25 protein-coding genes are annotated in these 24482 nt (G+C 55.3%); 12 read left to right on the forward strand and 13 right to left on the reverse strand.

Annotated features, from left to right (window positions below; translation table 11 throughout):
* Positions 1-14 precede the first annotated feature (14 nt).
* The gene (gene hmgA, locus W822_RS27210) at positions 15-1370 is read right to left on the reverse strand and encodes a homogentisate 1,2-dioxygenase (protein WP_024003692.1); all 1356 of its coding nucleotides are present in this window, start codon (positions 1368-1370) and stop codon (positions 15-17) included.
* Between the two features lie 312 nt (positions 1371-1682).
* Here hmgA and W822_RS27215 point away from each other — a divergent pair, with 312 nt between their 5' ends.
* The 3 genes from W822_RS27215 (at position 1683) to W822_RS27225 (ending at position 3043) form a co-directional block, all read left to right on the forward strand.
* A complete protein-coding gene (locus W822_RS27215) occupies positions 1683-1940 on the forward strand; it encodes an AbrB/MazE/SpoVT family DNA-binding domain-containing protein (protein ID WP_024003693.1) in 258 nt (85 codons plus the stop codon).
* Entirely contained in the window at positions 1937-2338 is a 402-nt protein-coding gene (locus W822_RS27220; protein ID WP_024003694.1) for a type II toxin-antitoxin system VapC family toxin, read from the forward strand. Before W822_RS27215 ends, W822_RS27220 begins: the two co-directional genes overlap by 4 nt.
* Positions 2339-2551: 213 nt before the next feature.
* Positions 2552-3043 carry a methylated-DNA--[protein]-cysteine S-methyltransferase gene (locus W822_RS27225; protein ID WP_024003695.1) on the forward strand — a complete coding sequence of 164 codons (492 nt, stop codon included), beginning with the start codon at positions 2552-2554 and terminating at the stop codon, positions 3041-3043.
* A 131-nt stretch (positions 3044-3174) separates the two neighbouring features.
* On the opposite strand, the gene W822_RS27230 is transcribed toward W822_RS27225, so the two are convergent.
* Complete coding sequence (locus W822_RS27230) at positions 3175-4473, reverse strand: M20/M25/M40 family metallo-hydrolase (protein WP_024003697.1); 1299 nt, start codon at positions 4471-4473, stop codon at positions 3175-3177.
* 135 nt (positions 4474-4608) lie between these two features.
* Positions 4609-5298, reverse strand: a complete 690-nt coding sequence (locus tag W822_RS27235) for a type 1 glutamine amidotransferase domain-containing protein (protein ID WP_024003698.1) — start codon at positions 5296-5298, stop codon at positions 4609-4611.
* 161 nt (positions 5299-5459) lie between these two features.
* On the opposite strand from W822_RS27235, the gene W822_RS27240 reads away from it, so the two are divergent.
* Both W822_RS27240 and W822_RS27245 read left to right on the forward strand, forming a co-directional pair.
* Entirely contained in the window at positions 5460-5684 is a 225-nt protein-coding gene (locus tag W822_RS27240) for a type II toxin -antitoxin system TacA 1-like antitoxin (protein ID WP_024003699.1), read from the forward strand.
* A gap of 360 nt (positions 5685-6044) precedes the next feature.
* Positions 6045-7193, forward strand: coding sequence for a glycosyltransferase family 4 protein (locus tag W822_RS27245; protein WP_024003700.1), 1149 nt, complete (start codon positions 6045-6047; stop codon positions 7191-7193).
* 21 nt (positions 7194-7214) lie between these two features.
* Here W822_RS27245 and W822_RS27250 read toward each other — a convergent pair whose 3' ends face one another.
* From W822_RS27250 to W822_RS27260, 3 genes are all read right to left on the reverse strand, one after another.
* A complete protein-coding gene (locus W822_RS27250; RefSeq protein WP_024003701.1) occupies positions 7215-8777 on the reverse strand; it encodes an alkaline phosphatase family protein in 1563 nt (520 codons plus the stop codon).
* A gap of 8 nt (positions 8778-8785) precedes the next feature.
* The gene (locus W822_RS27255; RefSeq protein WP_024003702.1) at positions 8786-9760 is read right to left on the reverse strand and encodes a Bug family tripartite tricarboxylate transporter substrate binding protein; all 975 of its coding nucleotides are present in this window, start codon (positions 9758-9760) and stop codon (positions 8786-8788) included.
* 84 nt (positions 9761-9844) lie between these two features.
* The gene (locus W822_RS27260; protein ID WP_024003703.1) at positions 9845-10312 is read right to left on the reverse strand and encodes an Rrf2 family transcriptional regulator; all 468 of its coding nucleotides are present in this window, start codon (positions 10310-10312) and stop codon (positions 9845-9847) included.
* Positions 10313-10475: 163 nt separating this feature from the next.
* Between W822_RS27260 and hmpA the strand changes: the two genes are divergently transcribed.
* From hmpA to W822_RS27275, 3 genes are all read left to right on the forward strand, one after another.
* Positions 10476-11699, forward strand: coding sequence for an NO-inducible flavohemoprotein (hmpA, locus tag W822_RS27265; RefSeq protein WP_024003704.1), 1224 nt, complete (start codon positions 10476-10478; stop codon positions 11697-11699).
* Between the two features lie 162 nt (positions 11700-11861).
* Positions 11862-12482 carry a trimeric intracellular cation channel family protein gene (locus tag W822_RS27270; protein WP_024003705.1) on the forward strand — a complete coding sequence of 207 codons (621 nt, stop codon included), beginning with the start codon at positions 11862-11864 and terminating at the stop codon, positions 12480-12482.
* A gap of 200 nt (positions 12483-12682) precedes the next feature.
* Positions 12683-14101, forward strand: coding sequence for an amino acid permease (locus W822_RS27275; protein ID WP_024003706.1), 1419 nt, complete (start codon positions 12683-12685; stop codon positions 14099-14101).
* On the opposite strand, the gene W822_RS0123165 is transcribed toward W822_RS27275, so the two are convergent.
* Positions 14064-14468 carry a single-stranded DNA-binding protein gene (locus W822_RS0123165; protein WP_024003707.1) on the reverse strand — a complete coding sequence of 135 codons (405 nt, stop codon included), beginning with the start codon at positions 14466-14468 and terminating at the stop codon, positions 14064-14066. The genes W822_RS27275 and W822_RS0123165 overlap by 38 nt on opposite strands.
* Before the next feature lie 23 nt (positions 14469-14491).
* A complete protein-coding gene (locus tag W822_RS27280; RefSeq protein ID WP_024003708.1) occupies positions 14492-15484 on the reverse strand; it encodes a metal ABC transporter solute-binding protein, Zn/Mn family in 993 nt (330 codons plus the stop codon).
* Between the two features lie 226 nt (positions 15485-15710).
* Here W822_RS27280 and W822_RS27285 point away from each other — a divergent pair, with 226 nt between their 5' ends.
* Positions 15711-17072 (forward strand): alanine/glycine:cation symporter family protein, encoded by a 1362-nt coding sequence (locus tag W822_RS27285; protein ID WP_031242092.1) that lies wholly within the window; start codon positions 15711-15713, stop codon positions 17070-17072.
* Between the two features lie 117 nt (positions 17073-17189).
* On the opposite strand, the gene W822_RS27290 is transcribed toward W822_RS27285, so the two are convergent.
* The gene (locus W822_RS27290) at positions 17190-17708 is read right to left on the reverse strand and encodes a HugZ family pyridoxamine 5'-phosphate oxidase (protein WP_031242093.1); all 519 of its coding nucleotides are present in this window, start codon (positions 17706-17708) and stop codon (positions 17190-17192) included.
* 145 nt (positions 17709-17853) lie between these two features.
* Between W822_RS27290 and W822_RS27295 the strand changes: the two genes are divergently transcribed.
* Positions 17854-18633 (forward strand): class I SAM-dependent methyltransferase, encoded by a 780-nt coding sequence (locus W822_RS27295; RefSeq protein ID WP_031242094.1) that lies wholly within the window; start codon positions 17854-17856, stop codon positions 18631-18633.
* Between the two features lie 82 nt (positions 18634-18715).
* Here W822_RS27295 and W822_RS46735 read toward each other — a convergent pair whose 3' ends face one another.
* Positions 18716-18838 carry a hypothetical protein gene (locus W822_RS46735; RefSeq protein WP_024003712.1) on the reverse strand — a complete coding sequence of 41 codons (123 nt, stop codon included), beginning with the start codon at positions 18836-18838 and terminating at the stop codon, positions 18716-18718.
* Positions 18839-19173: 335 nt separating this feature from the next.
* Here W822_RS46735 and W822_RS27300 point away from each other — a divergent pair, with 335 nt between their 5' ends.
* Complete coding sequence (locus W822_RS27300; protein WP_024003713.1) at positions 19174-19656, forward strand: META domain-containing protein; 483 nt, start codon at positions 19174-19176, stop codon at positions 19654-19656.
* An 11-nt stretch (positions 19657-19667) separates the two neighbouring features.
* Positions 19668-20171 carry a DUF2938 family protein gene (locus W822_RS27305; RefSeq protein WP_024003714.1) on the forward strand — a complete coding sequence of 168 codons (504 nt, stop codon included), beginning with the start codon at positions 19668-19670 and terminating at the stop codon, positions 20169-20171.
* Here the strand turns inward: W822_RS27305 and W822_RS27310 are convergent.
* From W822_RS27310 to W822_RS27320, 3 genes are all read right to left on the reverse strand, one after another.
* Positions 20159-21475 carry an MFS transporter gene (locus tag W822_RS27310; RefSeq protein WP_024003715.1) on the reverse strand — a complete coding sequence of 439 codons (1317 nt, stop codon included), beginning with the start codon at positions 21473-21475 and terminating at the stop codon, positions 20159-20161. The two genes, W822_RS27305 and W822_RS27310, sit on opposite strands and share 13 nt — an antisense overlap.
* Before the next feature lie 135 nt (positions 21476-21610).
* Complete coding sequence (locus tag W822_RS27315) at positions 21611-22075, reverse strand: MarR family winged helix-turn-helix transcriptional regulator (protein ID WP_024003716.1); 465 nt, start codon at positions 22073-22075, stop codon at positions 21611-21613.
* 178 nt (positions 22076-22253) lie between these two features.
* A complete protein-coding gene (locus tag W822_RS27320; RefSeq protein ID WP_024003717.1) occupies positions 22254-24095 on the reverse strand; it encodes a phosphoenolpyruvate carboxykinase (GTP) in 1842 nt (613 codons plus the stop codon).
* Between the last annotated feature and the right edge of the window lie 387 nt (positions 24096-24482).

Below are 24482 nucleotides of genomic sequence, written 5' to 3' on the forward strand. Positions count from 1 at the left end.
AACCTTCCATCCGCTCAAGGCTTGAACTGGTCTTTCAGGCCCATCCAGCAGTCAATGTAATTTTTTTCAAGTTCGGGTCCCTGCATTGCAAACTGCGTCGGCACAAACCGGTAACGGCTCTCGAACATGAATGCGAGTGTGTTATCCAGTTTTTGCGGCTGCAACTGCGCGTTCGTTGCCTTGTCGTAGGACGACTCGTCCGGACCGTGCGGCACCATGCAATTATGCAAACTGGCTCCGCCCGGCTTAAAACCACCGGGCTTGGCATCGTACTGGCCATACACCAGGCCCATAAATTCGCTCATAAAATTGCGATGAAACCACGGCGGACGGAAGGTGTCTTCCATCACCAGCCAGCGCGGCGGGAAAATCACAAAATCACAATTGGCTGTGCCGGGGGTGTCGCTCGGTGATGTCAACACGGTAAAGATGGACGGATCGGGATGATCGTAGCTGATGGACCCAATCGTCATAAAATGCGCCGTGTCATATTTTACCGGACTCAGATTGCCGTGCCAGGCAACGACATTAAAGGGAGAACTGTGTAACGGTACGCGCCAGAAGCGTCCGCCAAACTTGCGGATCAGTTCGTACTCTCCATCCGTTTCCTCATAGGCCGCCACCGGCGCCAGGAAATCCCGGGCATTGGCCAGCCCATTGGAGCCGATGGGGCCGAGCTCCGGCAATCGAAAGTGTGCACCGTAGTTCTCACAGACGTAGCCTCGGGCTGGTTCCCCGGCATCAGACAATGAGTCGATTTTGAACGCCACGCCACGAGGAATAATGACAATTTCCCTCGGCTCGACCTTCAGCACGCCCATTTCGGTTGTGATTCTCAACGCCCCCAGCTGCGGCACAATCAGCATTTCACCATCCGCATTCACAAAGGCACGGCGGTTCATTGAACGATCGAGAATATAGATGTGGATGGCAAGGCCGCTTTGTGTATCGACGCTGCCATTGGCGGCAACCGTACGCATACCATCAATAAAATCGGCCTGTGGATGGTCATTCACCCAGGGGGACCAGCGAAGCGGCTCGGGCGGCAACGCCACTGACGGGTCCGCTCCCGACTGCCAGAAAGCGTGTTCATAACCCTCATAGCGGCCGGCCACTACGGACGGTTGCCGGCGATACATCCAGGTACGACGGTTTTCATGCCGCGGTGCCGTGAATGCCGTTCCCGAAATCAGCTCGGTATACAGGCCATGAGGGCCGTGTTGCGGATTGTTTCGCCCCACCGGTAACGCGCCATCGATGGCCTGGCTGGCGTATTCGTTGCCAAAGCCGCTTTGATAGCTCAGCGCCTCGTCGCTGTCGGACGCAACGCCTGAAGGTTGCGCTCTCGTCTTTTGATTATTCTGCGTCATCCCGTATGCTCCATGTGTTCCGTGCACTTCACTTTTGATCAAAACTGCCGATGATTCATGCTCAAAGTATAACGCACCGACTACGCCAATTGGTTTTGCAGATCACATATGTACGGTGCCGTCTTGGGTGAAAACACGACTCGATGTATACAGGGGCTCTATAGCCGGCGATTGGACGGTATTACGATTGGATAATAATGGCATATTGCCGTCATCTGAACATGGAATCTGAACTACAGTAATGGGTATCAGCGTACTTCACAGTAAGGCTTATCTGCCTTACTATTTGAGACTTCAGAAGGAGATATAGCCGTGACGACTTTAACCATTACTGCAAAAGGACAAGTCACTCTGAAGCAGGCGTTGTTGAAGCATCTGGGCGTAGAACCCGGGCAGAAAATCAACGTTGATACGCTTCCCGACGGCCGCGCAGTCATCCAGGCAGCGGAAACCAGCAATAATATTGCTGACGCTTTTGGAATTTTGAAAAGTAAAAACAAGCAGAGCGTGAGCCTGACGCTCGAAGAGATCGACCTCCTCTCCCGTCAGGGCTGGGCAGGTGAAAAATGAAATTGACTGTCGATACAAACGTCGTGCTGCGTTATCTGCTAGATGATGACGAGAATCAGGGTGCAGTCGCTCGCAAAGCGATGCAGACGGCAACTCGGATTGTCATACCGTTACCCGTATTGTGTGAAACCGTATGGACGCTGTCTCGCGGCTACAAGATGAACAATATTGATATCGCCAACGCACTCAAACTCCTGATTGGAGCGGAAACGGTCAAAGTAGACCGCCCCGCCGTCGATGCGGGATTACAAATGCTACAAACTGGCGGAGATTTTGCGGGCGGCGTCATTGCCTATAATGGTCATTCTCTAGGCGGCGAGGTATTCACTTCTTTTGATAAGAAAGCCATTACCCGGCTCAAAAACCTGGGCATCATTAAAACTCGACTATTGTCCTGATCCTCGTTGTACCTACAATACTGACACGAAAAACCAGCCGTGCTACTCCCATCGCATTCAAGCGCAAGGAACGGGGTGCCACCCATTTGGAATCGCAGTATATTCACATCAGCCGTTTGTATCAGGAAACGGATGTGAAACATCAGATAATCGATATTGACCTTGTCACAACGAGACCTGCGATCTCACGCCAATATATTGGGAGAATTCAGAATGACCTATTCATACACCATTATCCCCTCTCCTGTGGGGGAGCTCACTCTCGTCGCCAGAAACAACGCACTGGCCGCCATTTTGTGGGAAAACGACCGGCCAGGCCGTGTCAGACTCGGCACCATGCAGCGTGAGGATACTCACCCGGTACTGCAAAAAACGCAGCAACAGCTCAACGAATATTTTGCCGGCAAGCGGAATCGTTTTGACCTGACCTTGAATATGGACGGTACGCCATTCCAGAAGAAAGTGTGGGCACGATTGCTGGACATCCCCTTTGGTCAGACATGCAGTTACGGCCAGATTGCCGAAGAACTGGGCAATCCTGCCGCGTCCCGCGCGGTTGGCGCGGCCGTGGGGCGCAATCCCATTTCCATCATTACCCCCTGCCATCGAGTCCTCGGCAGTACGGGCAAGCTGACAGGCTTTGCCGGTGGTCTGCACGCAAAGCAGACACTGCTTGAACTGGAGCACCAGCACGCGGCAGCCTGACATGGCGTGCTCGAAATACTTTCAGGCCATGCTCAAAGTGCATGGCCTGAATAACACCTCATCGCAGAAAACGGCCAGAAAGATAAACAGAAGCACCTCCTGCTCTTTCCGCGCGGCTGCCATGGTGACCGTTAAGGCGCCAGTTTTCCTTCCGATAAATCCATGATCATGCGGGTTGCCAGATAAAGACGCGGCACGATTGTCGGAATTTGCACGTACTCGGCATTGTTCGAGTGGGCGCCAAACCCGCTCAAGCCAAAGCCCTCAACCACACCTCCGCGGCTTTTGACTGCAGCAAAGGCCGCATCGGTGCCGCCCCCCGTGGCCTTGTCAGCCACACTCATGTCCATATCAAGTTCATCCTTGTAGATGCTTTGGGCATGCGCGGCCAACTTGCGGCCAATCTCGCTGGCTTCCAGCGGCGGACGGCGCACTTCGAATTTAAGTTCGACTTTACTGTCAGGCAAGAGTTTGTTTTTGATTTTTTCCTGCATGGTTTTTTCCAGTGCATCAAAATCCTGCACTTTCAAGGCACGCGCATCGGCCTGGGCCGTGGCTTCAGGCGGGATCATATTGCGTACCGTACCGACTTTGGCCAGCGTCCAATTCAATTTAAGGCCTTCATCGGGCTTTGACAAGTCTTTCATTTGCAATACCTGATGCGCCAGTTCATACAATGAATTGACGCCGCCCTCCGGTCTGGCTCCCGCATGAGAAGATTTGCCGTGCACTTTCAAATACGCGGCGCCAATACCGCTGGTAGCCAGCCGCACGCCCCCATCCTTGCCACCGCCCTCAAAAGAAAAAACGGCATCCTGGTCTTCGGCAAATTGAGTGATCAGCGCGCGAGCACCTGGCGAACTGATTTCCTCATCGGAATTGAAAACGACAGTCACCGTGCCAAATTGGCGGTAGTCCATTTTCTTGAGCAATTGCACCACATGCAAAATCGCCGCCACACCCTGTTTGTCATCTGCAATACCCAGACCATATGCCTTATCACCATCTACCCGGAAAGGCTGATCTTTCAAGTCCCCTTTCTGATAGACGGTATCCAGATGGGCAATCATCATGATCTTTGACTTGCCCGAACCCTTGATGGTTGCATGCACCACAGGTCCCGTTTTTTCGGGCGTATCGTCCATGCGATAAACGTCTTTGGGTTCGATGATTTCCGTTTCCGCGCCCAGTTGCTTGAGCCTGTCGGCTGCAAACTGGGCAATTTTCGTCACGCCTTCGATATCTTTGCTGCCCGATTCAATATGCACCAGGTCTCGCAGGGTATCCAGATACGCTTGCTGCTCGCTTTTGGCCAGATCATGCACCTTTGCTACAGGCGCGGCCAGCGCGGCGCCTGTAGCAAAAGCCAGTATCGTGCCAGTGGCCAGTTGCCACGCTGTCATGGGTAGCGCACGGGGTCTCAGTTTCATGTCTTCTCCTCCTGAAATGAACTCACTGTCAGTAAAATATTTTTCCAACAGTTTACCGATGTTGACAGAAGACATCATCCCAGATTCTCATCCGAGGTGTAAAAAAAACCTGCCGGACAAAAAACTGCGCTGTCGCTACCCCCGCCGATCACGCAACAGGGTAATGACTGCTTCGGCCACGCCCACTGAAGAGGCCGGATTCTGTCCGGTCACAAGCCTGCCGTCCACCACCACATGTGGCTGCCAGTCGTGGGCGCTGGTGTAGCGCGCGCCATGATCCTTGAGCATATCCTCTACAAGAAACGGCACCACCCCCGTCAGCCCTACCGCGTGTTCTTCCGCGTTACTGAAGCCAGTCACGTTTCGACCGTTGACCAGAAATGTTCCATCCGGCCCTTTCACATGCCGAAAGACGGCGGGTGCATGACAGACAGCAGAGACGGGCTTGCCACTGTCATGAAAATCACCAATCAATCCCATGACATAACCGTTTTCGGCCAGATCCCAAAGCGGCCCATGACCACCGGGGAAAAACACGGCGTCAAAGCCGTCGGCCTTGATCTCGGCCAGTCGCGTCGTTGCCGCCAGCGCCGCCTGTGCGTGCGCGTCGTTTTTGAAGCGTCGGGTGGCCCGGGTCTGTGCATCGGGCGCATCGCTTTTCGGATCAAGCGGCGGCTGTCCTCCCAGCGGCGAAGCCAGCGTTACCCGTGCGCCCGCGTCAAGGAACGCGTAATACGGCGCGGCAAACTCCTCGAGCCAGAACCCCGTTGGTTTCCCGGTTGAACCAAGTTTGTCGTGCGAGGTGAGTATCATCAGAATATTCATCACGTTCTCCATGCGAAGGGTTCTGCCATCTTATCATTGCAATTGACATTTCCTGCGAAATAGATGACGGCGTCGACGGCAGATGTCGTCAAATTCCTGAAAGATATCGCCTCTACAATACAGTTAATCAAATCGTTCGCCCTGCGACGACTGGAGCCATCATGAACACCGAAACGACCAACCGCAGACGGGACGCGTGTCATCTGCGAATCAAAGAGGACGATGTGATGCTGATTGATCGTGCAGCGCTCGTGCGCGGCATGACCCGTTCCGATTTCATTTTGATCGCCGCACGCGAGGCTGCGCAAAGCGCCCTGCGAACCGGTATAGCTTCCCCTGCCACGCTGACTCCCGTTTCCGAAGTTGCCCCGGACCACGCGCGTTAATCCGCGTGCGTTATTCCGGTTTCATGCAAGCAGGCCGCCACCAACGCTACCCTGATCTCTCTGCCGCTCGGCCCCGTGCTTTCTGACATTTACCTTAAATATTGCACGCCTACGCCCGAAATGCGCCTGTTTTTGGTGCATCGCGATACAAATGACACAGACCGCAAATTTGCTTACAGATCTGCGGTCGTCTATTACATCACGCGTCTTTCTATCTGTTACGCACCCGTCCGTCACTGGTCAGACACCAGTATGCTTTGTGCCATGCATCAATCATTCTGCTACTGATCGCAGATGTTCGTCTGCTTCCTTATGAACAGGGAGCCGATCCGGTCAGATTGAACAGGAATTTCAATCTCAATGAAGATACTGTATACCAACTTTCATACCAGCCCCGGCATCGGGGGACATACATCCTATATCAGCCGACTCATTGACGGCCTGAATCAGGACCATGATATTGCCGTGGCCGTTCCCCAGGAAAGTGCGCTTTACCGCATTGCCTCGAATACGCCGGGCGTGCAGGCGTTTGCTCAACCCTATCCGAGCAAACTGCAACAATTGCCAGCCGCCGCAGCCCATTTGCGCGCGATACTGCGGGAGAACCGGTACGATATCGTCCATGTCAATGGCACGGCGGATCATCGCCTGGTTATGCTTGCCTTGCTGGGCATGCACCACAAACCGGCCATTATCTTTACCAAGCACAACGACCATGCGACCCGCTCGCTGGGGTCACGCCTGCGTGCCCGCTTCGGAACCGACCATTGCATTGCCGTTTGTGATTTTGTCGCAGACCGGCTTGCGGGCGGACCTTACGATCAAAGCGGCATTACCACCGTACTCAACGGTATCGATACCACGCATTTCAGCAAGGCGAATGCGGGCGATATCCGTCAAATGAGACAATCTATTCTGGGCAGCGCCGACGACACTCGCATCCTGTTAGGCAGCAATGCGGGAACGACAGAGTACAAGGGCTGGATAGACATGGTACGTGCGCTGGCCCAACTGGATCGTCGCCAGATCGAGCGACTGCATATTGCCCTCGCCGGACCGCGGCCGGACCAGCAGTTGCTGGACGAAATCGGGCAACTGGGCATGAAGGAACATATCAGTTTCGTCGGCGATCTTGAAGATGTACGGCCGTTTATCGGTGCGATCGATGTCGGCTTTGTGCTTTCCTATCGGGTGGAAACGATCTCGTTTGCGTGCCGCGAAATGATGGCCATGGAAAAACCGGTCATCGTGACGCGCCACGGCGGTTTACCTGAAAATATCGACAACCATGCGGATGGCTGGATCATTCCGCCGCGCAACCCCCAGGCGCTGGCCTCACTATTGCAGGAAATTCTGCAAGGCCGTTATGACATCAACGAAATGGGGAATGCCGCCCGCAGGAAAAGCGAACTGCGTTTCGGTCACCAGCAATTCGTCAGCGCGACCGAGCACGTCTATCGCAAGACGTTGCAACAACACGTGCGTCCGCGCCCTGCGACAGCCAGTTAACTTTTCCCGACACCGCCCTGATCACCATTGCCCGTAGAACACGCCGGCCTGTTTGTATTTATGCGTTTGCGTGGCCACTTCCTCTTCGGTCACTGTGATGCGGCGTTTCAGCCCGGCAAACCAGTCCAGCAGGCGCAGTTTCATCTGGAGTCTGACCGCCTCGTAGTCGGGATGCTCACCCAAATCATGAAACTCGTCCGGATCATTCTGCAAGTCAAACAGTTGGGCTCTCTCAGCGCTCCAGTAAACGTAGCGCCAGCGATCGGTACGCACTGACCACGCCCGGCACTCATCCGTTTCTTTACCAAGCAACAACCGGGCTTCCCGATAGCTGTAATCCAGCTCTGAGAACACGCAATCACGCCATTGAACCGATTCACCATGAAGAAGCGGCTGAAGCGCGCGCCCCTCGATCCGATGAGCAGGTATGTCCATATTCAGGGCAGAAAGAATGGTGGGCACGATGTCTACACTTTCCACCAAGCGTGACTCACGCCTGCCGCGCGTTGCATTTGCCTTTTCGGATGGATCATAAATAATCAGCGGAACCCGTTGCACAACATCGTAAAACAGCTCTTTTTCCCCAAGCCAGTGATCGCCAAGCAAATCGCCGTGGTCCGCCGTAATAATGACAAGTGTATTGTCCATCAGGCCAGTTGACTCCATGTAGCCAAAAAGCCTGCCCAGATGGTCATCCAGTTGTTTGATCAACCCCTGGTAAGCCGGCCGCACGCGGTTCACGCACTCCTCGTCTGAAAAACTGACGCTTTCCTCCTGCATGCGATAGGCGTTGAGCACCGGGTGCGCATGTTCTTTTTCCTGGGCGGTACGACGGACAGGCAGGCATTGTTCTGGCGTGTACATGGCATGATAAGGCGCAGGCGCCACATAAGGCCAATGCGGCTTCACATAACTCAGATGCATGACCCAGGGTTTGTCGCCCGCCGATTTCATATAATCCATGGCGCAATCGGTCATATAGGCGGTTTCGGAATGTTCTTCTTTTACCCGGGACGGATAGTTGACATTACGCATATGCCAGCCGCTTCTGACCTGCCCCTGTTCGTCCTGGACAGCGATCACAAAATCAGTCCAGGGATCGGGAGAATCATAACCGTGCGCTCTCAGAAAGGCCGGGTAGCCGCTTTCCACGCCAGGCTCATGATGGCCGTCATAGCGGTCAATCTGTTCGAAGCCCCCCTGCCTGAGCAAAGTACCCAGTTCGGTCTGCCCGTCGATCTGCAAACGCTCCAGTCCCTGTTTATCGGGCATCACGTGCGTTTTCCCGGCCAGCACCAGATCAAGATCACGCGACTTCAGATATTCGCCCAGGGTGACTTCGCTGATGGACAGAGGTACACGATTCCATGTCGCTCCATGCGTGGACGGATAGCGGCCGGTGTAATAACTCATTCGTGATGGACCGCATACCCCGGAGTTGACAAACGCCTGCTCGAACAGAACGCCGCGTGAGGCCAGCCGGTCCATATGGGTCGTCTGCAAATGCGGATGACCATAGCAGCTCAGGTGATCCGCGCGCAGCTGATCTGCCATGATGAAAAGCACATTTTTGATATTGGCCATGTTATATCTTATTTACCTACCTTGAAGCCTGACTCGCGAACCACGGGTTCCCACTGCTTTCTGAATTGTTCTATCGCTTCGCGTGTTTGCGCTGCGTTGGCCTGGACTGGAATCAGATTGACCGAACGGATCTCTTTCTGAACCGTGGGGTCCCCCAGCGCTTTGCTGATCGCTTCTCCCAAATACGTCACCGTCTCATCATTCATAGAAGCGGGTGCAAAAACGGCATTCCAGCCAGTTGCCCTGATATCGACTCCCGCTTTGTGAAACGGCGGGACATCGGGCAGGTTGCTATCGGGCTGCTCGCTGGAGACACCGAGCACCCGTACTTTGCCGCTTCTGGCCATGGGAATGAAGGTGTCCAGCGTGTCGATGGCAACTGGAATATTGCCGCCGGCCAGATCAGTCAACAATTGCGCTGACCCTTTATAACCGACAATTTCCGGCTTCAGCTCAAGCCGGTCGGCCAGCATGAGGCCGAAAAAATGCGGCAGGCTGCCTGTTGCCGGCACGCCAATATTGAGCTGTTTCGGGTTGGTTTTGGCCCAGTGCACAAACTCGTCCATCGAATGGATCGCGCCTGACGCGGGGACGGCAAGCGCAAAGCTGTATTCCGTCACCAGAGAAACCGGCTTGAAGTCCTTTTGAGGGTCGTAATTCAGATCGGAAAAGACAATGGGTGCAATAACTGTGACAGCCGGATTGCCCAGCATCAGGACATGCTGCCCTTTCTTTATGTTTTTCAGTTCAGCAGCAGCGATCCGCCCCCCGCCGCCAGGCTTGTTTTCCACGACCACAGGAACGCCGATTTCCTTTGCCAGCGCCTTGGCGACAATACGGGCCGCGTTGTCACTTGCACCCCCGGGAACGTAGCCTACGGTCAGGGTGACCGGCTCGGTAAATTGCATTGGCTGAGCGTTTACAGTCATACTTGCGGGCAAGAGTCCAAAAGCCAGCAGCCACGGTTTCAGGCGGTTTATCATTCTGCGTCTCCAGTTTTTTTGATTATGGCCCTTCTCCTGTGGCAGGACATACGGATGCACGGGAACGGGATTCAGGGCATCATTCTAGCTCAATTGCCGAAGTCGCGAGTATTGTGTCAATGGATATTCCGATGGAGACAGATTCAGAAGCACGCGTAAATCGTCACGCGAGCCCAGAAAGTCCTGCAGGGTATATTTGTCCAGCACAGCCAGAAAAGCGCGCGTTGCTTCCCGAAAAACAGATGGCAAACCACAGGGACCGGTAATGGCGCAGGAACTGCAATCGACCAGTTCGATATCACCTTCGGTGTGGCGCACCAGTTCGCCAATGCTGATCTGTTCCGGCGGCCGCCCCAGCCGGATACCGCCGTTGCGTCCGCGCAGGGTCTCGATATAGCCCAGTTGGCCAAGGTGCTGAACGACTTTCATCAGGTGATTCTGGGAAATCGCATAAGCGCGCGCGATTTCAGCGATGGAGGTCAGCCCGTCGTCCCGTGATCCCAGGTAAATCAGGACTCTGAGCGCGTAATCTGTATATTGGGTAAGTCTCATGTCAAGCCCCTGCCCGGGCCTTTTGAGTGGTATCGAAAATCGAACTATAACATTCATTTCACTTGCATATTATAAAATTTTGAAATAACATGCATTTTAAATGAATATTATAAATGTAATACCACAATCGCAATCTCGCATCACAGTCCGACAGGAGCCCAAATTGTCTCAACCCGTTGTTACCTCCCTGAGTCCCGAAACCGTTGCCATCGTTAAAGCGACCGTACCTGCCCTGCAAACGCATGGCTCGGCCATTACCGCAAAAATGTATGATCGTCTGTTCCGCGATGAACATATCCGCAGCCTGTTCAACCATGCCAACCAGGCCAATGGCAAACAAATCAACGCCCTGGCAGGCGCCATTCTGGCCTACGCCAGCAACATCGATAATCTGGGTGCGCTGTTACCGGCGGTAGAACGCATTGCGCAAAAGCATGTTGGCTTTCATATCCTGCCTGAACATTACCCCTACGTCGCCACCGCCCTGCTGGGAGCGATCGGCGATGTCCTGGGCGAGGCCGCCACCGAAGACATTCTTAATGCCTGGGGCGAAGCCTACTGGTTTCTCGCGGGCATATTGCAAAATCGCGAAGGCGCGTTGCGCGACGCCATTACACAGGCGCCAGGGGGCTGGACAGGCTGGCGTCCATTTGTCGTGAGCGAAACCATCCGGGAAAGCAGCATCATTACCTCGTTCATTCTTCGCCCGGCTGACGGCAAACCGGTTATGCACCACAAACCGGGCCAGTACATTACCTTGCGCTTCGATACAGCCGGTCAGGCGGGAATGAAACGCAACTATTCCATTTCCTGCGCGCCCAATGGCGAGTATTACCGTATCTCGGTCCGGCGCGCGCAGGAAAGTCAGGGCGGCTCGCACTTCATGCACGACCATGTCCGGATCGGCACCACGCTTGAAATAACCCCACCGGCCGGTGATTTCTATCTTTCAGACAACCCCGAACGCCCTGTCGTTCTGCTGTCAGGCGGCGTCGGCCTCACGCCCATGGTCAGTATGCTGGAAACCATCCGGCAACAGCATCCAGGCCTGCCGGTGCATTATGTGCACAGCACTATGAGCAGCCAGACCCATGCCATGGGTTCGCATGTACAAACCCTGGCATCGCACTTGCCCCACTCCAGAGTATCCACGTTCTACAGCGAGCCCGCTGCGATTGATCAGCCCGGACAGAATCATGACGTCTCCGGCATGGTCTCGCTGGACTGGCTCGAACAGAACACACCGGTACAGGACGCAGACTATTACATTTGTGGCCCTAGCGGGTTTATGCGCGCATTTGTCACAGGCCTGGCTGCCAAGGGCGTGCCCGCCGATCGCATCCATTATGAGTTCTTCGGTCCCGCAGACGAAGCACTGGCCGCCTGAACCACGCACACGCAGCCGCCATCGGACGAACCGACGCCGGTCTCATGAGGCAGGCCAATCTCCCGGGCGCTCGTGACATCGTGCAGTGATCCGGTTTACGAAGGATATAATCGGGCAACGCCCTCAAAATGCCTCAGGCTTGCCCGGTCCGATATCCATCCTATGCTTATATTGTCTATTCTTTATGTGATTGCGATCATTGCCGAGTCCATGACCGCCGCACTGGCTGCTGGCCGTCGCAGCATGGACTGGGTCGGCGTCTGTCTGCTGGGGTGCATAACTGCGTTGGGCGGCGGCTCGGTTCGGGATATTCTGCTCAACCATCACCCGCTTACCTGGGTCGCTCATCCCCACTATCTGGTCATTACCACTATCGCTGCACTGGCCACCATTTTTGTGGCCCGTATCATGCACCATTTGCATAAGCTGTTTCTGCTGCTGGACGCGGTGGGACTGGTGGTCTTTACGATTATCGGCTGCAACGTCGCGCTGGAGCTGGATCTGCCCCTGCTGATTGTGATTATTTCAGGCATGATTACCGGATGCGTCGGTGGTGTGCTGCGCGATATTTTATGCAATGATATCCCGCTGCTCTTTCGCAGCGAACTGTATGCCAGCGTCTCTATTGTCACCGGCGTTCTATATGTCGCGGGGCTGCAGGCCGGCTACAACCATGAACTGGTCATGGGCGTCTCGCTGCTGGCAGGTTTGACACTGCGCATGCTGGCGCTGCGATTTCAGTGGAATATGCCGAAATTCATCTATCACCGCGATGAGCAGTGAAGCGTCATCTGCGCATAATGCAACCACCGATCATCGCTCACCAGACCGACCATTGATTTCATCAGGGAATACCCGCAGCCGCCCCAGCGCTGACGCGGCATGGACCCATCGATAGCCGGTATCTGGCTCTGTCTATACAGAAGCAATAGCGGTAAATTCGTTTCCCAAAGCACGAAAAGACGTACTTAGGAGACACGTAGATGAATATTGATGGTCAAAACCAGCTGCAGCATTCGTTAAAACCGCGGCACATGTCGATGATCGCACTGGGCGGCGTCATTGGCGCCGGGCTGTTTGTAGGCAGTTCGGTCGTGGTAAAAAATGCCGGCCCGGCCGCCCTGATTTCTTTTCTGATCACCGGCATATTGATTATTCTGGTCATGCGAATGCTCGGTGAAATGGCCTCATCCCTGCCGGTGGTCGGTTCGTTCTACGAATACGCCCGCAGCGCGTTCCGCGAGCATCCCGGCAAGGCCGAATTTGCGGGTTTCATGACCGGATGGATGTACTGGTATTTCTGGGTCATTGTGGTCGCTATCGAAGCAATTGCCGGGGCAAAGCTGATCCAGTTCTGGCTGCCCAACATTCCCTCCTGGGAAATCAGTCTTACCCTGATGGCTGTGCTGACGATTACCAACCTGTTTTCGGTGAAGTCCTATGGTGAATTCGAATTCTGGTTTTCGTCGATCAAAGTGGCCGCCATTGTCGTTTTTCTGTTTCTGAGCGGACTGTTCCTGCTGGGCATGTGGCCTAATCATCAGGCCACAGGGCTGGGCGAAATGCTGACTCACGGCGGCTTCATGCCCAACGGCTGGGGTCCGGTACTCTCAGGCGCCGTTGCCGCCACCGGTTTTTATTTTGGTGCAGAAATTGTGACCATTGCGGCCGCAGAGACTGCCGATCCGGCCAAGTCGGTCGCGAAAGCCACGAATTCCGTGATCAGCAGAGTCCTGTTTTTCTATATTGGTTCAGTATTCTTCGTGGTCTGCCTGGTGCCCTGGAATTCCGAGGCCATTGCCACACCGTACGTCAGTGCATTGCAGGTCATGCAGATCCCATACGCGCCGCATATCATGAATGCCGTCATTCTGGTGGCCGTACTGTCGTGCCTCAATTCCGGCCTGTATGCCGCATCACGCATGATATTCGCCTTAACCCGTAACGCCGATGCACCCCAGGCGCTGGCCCGTGTCTCAGAAAACGGCGTGCCTGTACGGGCGATTATTTTTTCCACGCTGTTCGGTTACGCAGCCATTGTTGTCTCATATTATTCACCCGATGGCATCTTTCCTTTTCTTGTGGAGTCTTACGGCACGGTCGCGCTGGTGGTCTATATTCTGATTGCAATATCACATATCCGGCTGCGTAAAAGAATGGAACAGAACTGCCCTGAACGCATTCGGGTGCGCATGTGGTGCTTCCCTTATCTGAGTTATCTGGCGATCGCCGGCATGATGGGCATTCTGGGAGCCATGGCATTTTTGCCGGAACAGAAAAAAGCGTTCTGGTTCGGGTTGCTCAGCCTGCTGCTGTGTGCCCTCGGCTTTGTTCTGTCCCGTTACTGGCGCAAGGAAAAAGATTTCAAACCCGATGTGAACCGGGTCGTGGTCGAACGCTAGTTGTTAAATACGGCAGGCAGCTATCGATGCGGGATGCAATGAGGCTGGCCTGCCGGGTTTCAATTTCGCAGATCATTCCGCTTTTGCCTGTCAGGCCATCCGCAAAATAACGCCGATGCAGCGGACCACAAATCCACAAGCGCGCACCTGCGCGTGCAGACCGGGCGATCCGCTCGGCCAGCAGTCCATACAAAACGGCATCGTGATATTCAACGCAGGTTACATCTTCACCATCACACTCCCACCCCGTTTCATCGCAGGTTTCAATTGTGATACGCAAGACGGCGCCACCGTCCGGAAAATAGCGAAGTCGCGGCTCGCTCACCAGATTGCCTAGCACGCTCATTTCGTTGAGATACGGTTGCATCGTCGCCTCACGGGTCCGCCTGCTTATTTCTTCAGAATCGCTTTGGTGATGGTATCAACGTTGTATTGCATCATCTCCAGGTAAGTGGAGGCGGGTTCATCGGGACCGGACAAGGCATCCGAATACAACTTGCCGCCGACCGATACGCCTGACTCGGCAGATATCTGCTTGATCAGGGCCGGGTTACTGATATTTTCCATGAATATGGCAGCACTTTTATCTTTTCGCACCTGCCGGATGATGGCGGCAACATCGGCGGCCGTGGCTTCGGACTCGGATGATGTGCCTTCGGGCGCGAGCAACGTCAGGCCATAAGTGGCGCCCAGATAGCCGAAGGCATCGTGCGAGGTAATGATGGTGCGCTTGTCCGCCGGCAGGGTTGCGATCGCCTCCCGAACCGATGTGTCCAGCGCCTTGAGTTTTGTCGTGTAGTCGCCGGCATTGGTTTTGTATGTATCGCATCCGTCCTTATCCGCCGCGCACAGAGCCTCTGCGATGTTTTTTACATAGATAATGGCATTGGGTACCGATTGCCACGCGTGCGGATCATATTCGCCATGATGATGATCGTGATGTCCTTCAGGCTCATCATGATCGTGCCCATGATCGTGGTCGTGGTCGTGGTCGTGGTCGTGATGTTCATCGCCATGCCCATGTTCGTCTTCGGTATTTTTCAGCGGTCTGATGCCTTTGGACACTTCAATCAGGGGCGCCTTGGTATCGCTTGATTTTGCCAGCCGCTGCATGAACGGGTCGAACTGCAAGCCATTGACCAGCACCAGATCGGCACGCTTGAGTGCAATCACATCTGCAGGCCGGGGCTCATAAGTATGCGCATCGCCATTGGCAGGCACGATGGATTTGACCGTCACGCGATCTGCCCCCACATTACGCACCAGATCTTCAATAATGGAAAAACTGGCAACAACATGCAACGGGGCTGCGCCGGCATGACCCACGGCACCCAGGAGTGCAGCGCCAATGACACCTGAAATAAAAAACTGTTTGGAAACCATCTGTACATCTTCCCTGTATATTGAGTCGAACCAGCCGGTCTGCCCCTGCGTAAAGGGGCATCAGATCGGCGTTTTGTGAATAATAGTTATGTTATAACATAACAAACAAAATCGTCAATTAATTTACATCAATTTCAAAAAGGGGTGATATCGGGTATTGTTTAGCCTTCGAAGGAAGCAGGACGTCTTCGATCGTCAATCAATTAAAAATGAAGGAGTCAGTACGATGCAGTTTATGGACGTACTCAAAACAATTTTCGACACCCTGGGAGGGTGGGTCTGGGGACCGGTGATGTTGGTGTTTCTGGTTGGCACCGGTATTTATCTGACCCTGCGACTGGCTTTTCTGCAATTTACCATGTTGCCCTTTGCCCTGAAGCAGGCATTTTCACCCAATCGCAAAAATCCGGATGGCAGTGACGATCCGGGAGATATTTCTCACTTCGGCGCGCTCATGACCGCCCTGTCGGCCACCATCGGCACCGGTAATATTGCCGGCGTCGCCACAGCAGTGGTGCTCGGCGGACCCGGCGCCGTGTTCTGGATGTGGGTTACGGCGATCTTCGGCATGGCGACCAAGTTCGGCGAGGGCGTACTGGCCGTCAAGTATCGTATTGTCAATGAACGCGGCGAAATGTCCGGCGGCCCCATGTATTACATTGAACGCGGCCTGAAGTGGAAATGGCTGGCTGTCCTTTTTGCCCTGTTCGGCACGCTGGCCTCTTTCGGCATCGGCAGCTCCGTGCAATCCAATTCGGTCGCCCACTCTATTCAGGCAAGCTTTGACATTGACCCGATGATCACCGGCATTGTGCTCACCATCTTTACGGCGGTGGTTATTCTGGGCGGCATCAAAAGTATTGCAACCGCATCCTCATTCATCGTCCCTTTTATGGCGGTTTGCTATGTTGTCGGCGGTCTGGTCATTATTTTCATGCATCTGGACCTGCTGGGCCCTGCATTTGCGACTATTTTTGAAGATGCCTTCAGTGGCCAGGCTGTAGCCGGCGGCGCGATCGGCACTGTGATCCGGTACGGTGTGGCACGCGGTGTCTTTTCAAATGAAGCAGGCATGGGCAGCGCACCAATTGCCGCGGCCGCTGCCAAAACCGATCATCCCGTGCGTCAGGCGCTGGTGTCAATGACCGGCACGTTCCTTGACACCATTGTTGTATGCAGTATCACCGGGCTGGTGCTGGTCATGGGCGGCATCTACACCAATGGAGAAACCGGCGCCGCCCTTACGACCAATACATTCAATCAGTTATTGCCCGGACCCGGAGGCTGGATCGTCACGATCGGACTAGTGTTCTTCGCCTATTCAACGATCCTGGGATGGAGCTATTATGGGGAAAAATGCGCCGCCTATCTGCTGGGTGAGCGCTTCGTTCTGCCGTATCGCATCATCTATGTTGCCAGCGTCATGCTCGGCACGATTGCCAGCCTGGATCTGGTCTGGGCCGCCGCCGATACGTTCAACGGTCTGATGGCAGTGCCCAATCTGATTGCCCTTGTCCTGTTGTCCGGCGTGATCGTCAAGGAAACCCGCGACTTCACGGCCAAGCGCAAGCGGGGCGAACTGCCTTGATCTGATTTTCACGACACCGCGAGGGCCACATCGCGCCGTTGCAGCGTCGTTCAGACACAGGGGTCGCTGCTGCCCAACTTCCTGCTTCAGGGTAGTAGCAGCAACCCCCGACAGACATTAGCGATATTTATCTATATTTTTTTCATCCAGCTGTACGACACCCTCCGACAGATCGGCGGGATCGAATACAAAAGCCTTCCCAAAGCCCTGAACCAGTGTGCCTCGCAGCGGCGTCAGGCGATACATCGTAAAATCGTCCATTGAGTCAAGCAGCTCAACCGTTTTGCCGGCGCGCCCCGTCAGCAATGCCACCGCCCTTGCGTGTTCCGGAGAGCCTTTGGCAACACGCGATGCCCTTGCCCGATAGTTCAAACGCAGTCTCGCATAAATATTGCGGGTCTTGCTTTCGTCTTCAATAAGCAGAATATCCAACTCCGGCTGGTTCTTCAGATTTTCGCCATGTACGGCCAGACCGGACACCAGAATATAGAAATGTCCGTCCATGTGGGCAAACGGCGCGTAACTGGCTGCCGGGATGTGCGCCGCATTGGTGGTGGCCATGATCAGGCTGAGACACTCGCGGTGCAGGCGATCAATCTCGGGACCCAGTGCAGGCATATCGGCATTGGTGTTCATTACTATTGTTCCATACTGATTGTGGTGACGCCGGCTTGTGTTCCGGCTGTTTGTCAGGTAACCCGAGTATCATCACTTGAACCGGGCGGTATGTTGTGCGCCCGTCGATCAAGCCAGCCGGCTTGCCCTGCACGAGAGGAACGCCATGCCCGACTTTGAAAAACCCATCCACTCTGCCGCCGACCAGGGTTATACCCGTTCGGCAGATACGTACGTGCGAGGTCGCCCTGATTACCCGGCCGGGATTGTCCCCTGGCTTACCGATGTACTGGGTCTCGTGGAGTCGACCACGGTGGTAGATCTGGGCGCCGGCACAGGCAAGTTTACCAGATACCTGCAGCAAACCGGTGCCCGCGTCATTGCGGTCGAGCCAGTCGCTGCCATGCGCTCAGAGTTGGCTGCATACGCCCCCGGAGCCACAATTCTGGAAGGCACGGCAGTGTCGCTTGCGCTTGAAGATGAATCGGTCGATGCGGTTGTCTGCGCCCAGGCCTTTCACTGGTTTGCCGTGCCCGAAGCACTGAATGAGATCCATCGCGTACTGCGCCCCGGCGGGCGTCTCGGCCTGGTCTGGAACAGACGCGACACCGGGTACGACTGGGTCCGGCAACTTGACGACATCGTCAATGTTTATGAAGGCGACACCCCACGGTTCCATACCGGCCAGTGGCGCAATGTGTTTCCCCATCCCGGATTCGGCTCGCTGCAAGAGACGCGTTTTTCACACGGGCATACGGGCACGATCGACGATGTCATCATCAACCGCAGCCTGTCCACCAGTTTTATCGCTGCGCTGCCTGCGACACAGCGGGCGCAAGTCAAGGCTCGCATACTGGAACTAATTGATCGGACCCCGACGCTTAAAAATCATGGCCAGGTCACTTTTCCATACGAAACCCTGGCGTATTGCATAGAGCGGCAATAGGCCAGGGCATTGCTTTCATTCATTCTATTTATGTGCTGCCTGCCAACGATCAGACTGCCGACAGACTGCATTTGTCTCGCTCTCAATCCCAGTACGTTTCCCTTTGGCCGCCCTTCATGGTTCCCAGCAGTGTCACGGCAGAGCAGATTTTGTCCAGGACAGAATCAAGCAGATCGCTGTAGAAATGATGGTGGTGCATGGTCATACCCCTTTTCAAGAAAAATACATGAATTCGAGCTGTCGCGGCGAGAAACAATTTCTGTCGAAACCACTCTTAGCTCATTAAGCAAAAGCCATGCCAGTTTATGCAGGGGCGACGCAGGCTAACTTACTGATGAATCTGGGAAAAAATGCCTCATATTAGTACAAACCCTAGCTCAACGCACATTTCAGAAACAGCCTGCACGGACATGACGCAGCTGTCGCGGGTGGAGATGAGATGACGCTCGCCCGCACCCTGTGTACACGTCCCTGGTTGTGCCCCGGTCTATGACCGGTTATGATGATCCGGCTGAATGCAACCCATCCAAGGAAGGAATCATGACCCAGGCTTTTTTTCGCCGCTTTCTGATCGCAGCCCTGTTCGCGACCGGCTTGTCTGCTTGTGCAGCGACGTCGCCTTCGGCCTCTCTCTCTTCTTCTTCGACAGAGACCACCATGACCAAACCTGACAGTCCCCTGCGCAACACCTACTGGAAATTGGTAACCCTGAACGGCAAGCCCGTGACGACAGCCGATCGGCAGCGCGAAGCCCATATTGTCTTTTCGTCGCAGGACAACCGGATATCAGGCAGCAGCGGCTGCAATCGCATGATAGGCGGGTTCGAGGACAATGCCGACCAGCTTACGTTCAAGGGATTGGGTGGAACCCGGATGGCCTGCCAGCACGGCATGGAACTGGAAAGCCAGTTTATGCAGACCCTGCTGAAGGTTGCCCGCTACCGGATCCACGGCGAGCATATGGATTTGCTGGATACCCAGGGAGCGATTGTGGCCGGCTTTGATGCCGTTGCCCTGCAATAGGTCGCGTCTTCATGCACAGCATCGCAGTTCTTTTTTTACACGGTATCATCATCGGTATTGCCGCGACCGTGATCCTGGATATCTGGGCGCTTGTCGCCAAACGTGCCTATGATGCGGCGCCTGCCAACTGGGCGTTGGCCGGCAGATGGTTTGCGCATATGAAAAACAAGCGCTTTCGACATGAAAATATTGCAGACGCAATGCCCGTGCGCGGTGAACTGGCTATCGGCTGGCTTGCCCACTATATCGTCGGTATCGTTTACGGGCTCTTGGTCGTTGTCATCTGGTCCGTCCAGGAGGTAACCTATCCATCGCTGGGTGCGCCCTTTCTGATCGGGCTGGTGCTGGCCACCTGCGCCGCCTGGTTTGCGATGCAGCCCGGCATGGGGCTGGGCGTGGCAGCTCGCAAGACACCAGACCCGCTGCGCGTGCGATTGCGCACGATTGTCAACCACGTGGTGTTCAGCTTTGGCCTTTATGTCAGCGCCATTGCGCTGCATTGTTATTTGGCCTGAACACGCGCCTGGCGTCGTCTCTGCTCGCGCAACTGGACTTCGTGGCCATCCAGGCTGAATTGCACCCGAAACTGAACCAGTTTGACGCCGAGCGCACGATACTTGAAAAGATAGCGCAACCCGACAATCATCGCCAGAACACCGGCAGCGGCGCCAACACCCAGCGACCAGCGGGGACCGAAGACATCAGCAACCCATCCAACGAACGGCGCCCCGATTAATGTGCCGCCCAGCGCAATCGCCATATAGATCGCCATGACCCGGCCGCGCATCGTCGCGTCTGTAGACATTTGCACGGTACTGTTGACGGTGGTATTGAAGGTCTGGGCGGCGATGCCGAGCACCACCAGCACCACGCCAAACACCCAGTAATTGGGAGAGACGGCAGCCAGCATGCAGCCCAGCCCGAAAATGCCCGCGCCGCTCAGTACATAAGACATGCGAGGACGGGCGCGGCGCGCGGCCAGCAAGGCACCACTGACCGAACCAATTGCCATGGTCGATGAGAGCAGGCCATACTCATTGGCGCCCACCTGGAACGTGGTGACCGACATGGTGGAAATATAAATCGGAAAATTCAGTCCGAACGTGCCAATCAGGAACAGCATCATGAACAGGGCTTTCAGATCGGGGCGCGACCAGACATAGCGGAACCCTTCAACCAGACTGCCACGAGTGCGTGCTGCCCGCTTGCCGCGATTCAAATCCTGTACCCTGAGGTGCAATAACGAAGCGATAACCGCCAGATACGTGATGGCGTTGATCACAAAAACCCAGCCAATTCCGACGCCGGCAATCAGCACCCCCGCTACCGCCGGACCAATCATGCGCGCGGCATTGAACGAGGCGGAGTTCAGGGCGACGGCATTGGACAGATCGGTATCGCCAACCAGTTCAGACACAAACGTCTGGCGCGCAGGGCCGTCAAACGCGGTTACGCAGCCCAGCAAAAGCGCGAACACATACACATGCCACAGTTGCACCAAACCGGTCAGCGTCAGCAGGCCGAGACCCAGCCCCAGCAGGCCCATTATGGCCTGCGTCGCGATCAGCAGCTTGCGCCGATCCAGATAATCGGCGGCCATCCCGGTGATGGGCAGGAGAAAAATCTGGGGGCCGAATTGCAGCGCCATCACGATGCCGACGGCAGTTGCATTATTGTTGGTCAGAGCGGTAAGCACCAGCCAGTCCTGCGCAGTACGCTGCATCCATGTGCCCACGTTGGACACAATAGCGCCACCCGCCCAGATTCGATAGTTGCGAATGGCGAGGGATCGAAACGTTCCGCTTTTGATGGTACCCACAAACTCCTCCCGGCAATGCCGAAAAACGGTTCAGAAGGCGACGAGATGTTCTGCTTGCGTCCGGTGGAACGAGGACGACGAGCGCCGCGAAGTCGTCGGCGATAGGGCTGCGCGTGTATGCCGCCGCAGTAGCGGTTAGTGGCTGACGAGCCGCTTGAGCAACTCGATGGCCTTTGCCAGTGATTCCTGTTCTTTTGCGTTGTAGCAGGCGTGGATTTCCCGGACGAGCCAGTCTTCTCTGGCAGCACGGCTGGCCTGGATCATGGACAGAAAACGCGGCGTCAACGACAGGATGGTCTGGCGACCATCGGCCGGATCAGGTGTGCCCTTGATATGCCCAGCTGATTCCAGGCCCGAGACCGTGGCCCCCATGGACTGCGGCCTGACACCTTCGGCCCGCGCCAGTGCCGTGACGGTCGTAGGACCATCACGCTCCAGACGCAACAGAACGGAACGCTGTGACGGCGTAAACTCGCCTGCACTGGCCTGTGCCCGCAATTTGCGCGAGACCGAGGAAATCAGAATGCGCAATTCTGCTGCCAATTCCGACACCCTGGCCTGCTCGGGGCTCAACGACTGTTTGACCGATTGTTTATCCATGCCGTCTATTATAGCAGATACGAAGGAAAACTACAAAGGAAACCTTCTTTTATGGGCATGCCGTTCCGATACAAACAGACACCTGAGCGACGCGCGCCCTGCCCTTGACCAAGCACAAGGACGCGTTTGCAGCAAGTCACCGGCCGCGAACGTCGCGGCGTCGTGACCGGTAGCGGCTTCAGGCGCCGATCTGACTATCCAGATGCGCCCGGATCTGCGACAGTTCACCCGGCAGCCGCTGTTTGAGTTTCTCGAACAGCTCTGCATGCAAATCCAGTTCCCTGCGCCACTCGTCCTGTTCAATGGCAGTAATGCGCTTGAACTGTTCCGCATCAAAGGACAGGCCGTCCCAGGTAATGTCTTCGAAGCGCGGAGAGACGCCGAACAAGTGCTCTGCGCCCTGGGCTTTGCCATCGATGCGCTCCAGCATCCATTTCAGGACACGCATGTTTTCTCCGAAACCCGGCCAGATGAACTTGCCATTGTCGTCGGTCTGGAACCAGTTCACGCAAAAGATATGGGGCAGTGATGCACCCGCTTTTTCAAGCCGGCTGCCCAGGTCCAGCCAGTGCTGGAAATAGGAACTCATGTTGTAGCCACAAAAAGGCAGCATGGCAAACGGATCACGACGCACCACACCCTGCGCACCCGCCGCTGCTGCCGTCGTTTCGGAGCCCATGGTGGCGGCCATGTACACGCCTTCAACCCAGTTTCGGGCTTCGGTCACCAGAGGAACGGTATCGGAACGGCGACCACCAAAAAGGAATGCATCAATCGCCACCCCTGCCGGATTGTCCCACTCGGGGTCAATCACCGGGTTCTGCGTCGCTGCCACGGTAAAACGGGCATTGGGATGCGCAGCCTTGCGGCCGGAATCGGGTGTCCAGTCTTTGCCCTGCCAGTCGGTCAGGTGCTCGGGCGCCGGTCCCATGCCTTCCCACCACACGTCGCCATCATCGGTCAGCGCGACATTGGTAAACAGTACATTTTCGCGCAGCGAGGCCATGCAGTTGTAGTTGGTTTTCTCATTGGTGCCTGGCGCAACGCCGAAATAGCCGGCTTCGGGATTGATCGCATACAGTCGGCCGTCGGCACCGGGCTTGATCCAGGCGATATCGTCGCCGACCGTGGTAATTTTCCAGCCAGGCAGCGACGCTGGCGGGATCATCATGGAGAAATTGGTTTTTCCGCAAGCAGACGGGAAAGCCGCGGCGACATGCATTTTTCTGCCTTCGGGCGAGGTGACGCCCAGAATCAGCATATGCTCGGCCATCCAGCCTTCGTCGCGTCCCATATTGGATGCAATACGTAGTGCAAAGCACTTCTTGCCCAGCAACGCATTGCCACCGTAGCCTGAACCGAAAGACCATATTTCGCGTGTTTCGGGGTAATGCACAATATATTTGGTCTTGTTGCAGGGCCAGGAGACATCGGCCTGCCCGGCTTGCAGCGGGCTGCCCACCGAATGCACGCAGGGCACAAACTCGCCATCGCTGCCCAGAATATCGTATACCTTGCGTCCCATGCGCGTCATCAGCCGCATATTGACCGCAACGTAGGGTGAATCAGACAATTCGACGCCGATATGAGCAATGGGCGAGCCCAGTGGCCCCATTGAAAAGGGAATCACGTACATGGTACGACCACGCATGCAGCCGTCAAACAGACCATCAAGCGTGATGCGCATTTCCTGCGGCGCTTTCCAGTTATTGGTGGGGCCGGCATCTTCCTGCTTTTCTGAACAGATAAAGGTACGGTCTTCGACTCGGGCAACGTCATCCGGGTCAGACCAGGCCAGGTAGGAATTAGGACGTTTTTGCGGGTTGAGTTTACGCAGAGTGCCCGCATCAACCATCAGTGCACAGAGACGATCATATTCTTCCTGGGATCCATCGCACCATTCGATACGGTCGGGCTGTGTGAGTGCGGCAATCTGCGCCACCCAGGCTTTGAGCCCGGCATGCTGCACCCATTGCGGTGCATTAATTTCAATTGTGGTTTCAGGGCGTGCAGCATTCATAAAGTCTGGATCTCCGTATTCTGTCAAATGCAAAGACGCCTTCTGCAAAAGGCGTCTGTGTTAAACAATGCCGTATTGTGCCGGACAATGCGAACCTTGTCGCGGCAAAACATATAAGTCCGGGATAATGCCCCATTCTAATCCCGCATGACGATTGTGTGTATGTTTTCTGGCACAGCCGTTTCAACTTGTTGCCGCTGTTACGAGTGCATGCAGGGGAGCATGCTGCAGGAAACGGTAAGTGGCCGATTCCACGTGCAGTTGCACCATTTTTCTATAACAAGCGTAATAGCCGGATTTTCGTTTGTAATGCTGCAACGCAAGAAAAAAGACGCGCCAGGTGGCGATCCTGCCACCCGCGCTTCTTTGTATACATTTTCTTCCGTG

Source organism: Advenella kashmirensis W13003 (assembly GCF_000506985.1).
In the GTDB taxonomy this organism is placed as follows: Bacteria; Pseudomonadota; Gammaproteobacteria; order Burkholderiales; family Burkholderiaceae_B; genus Advenella; species Advenella kashmirensis_A.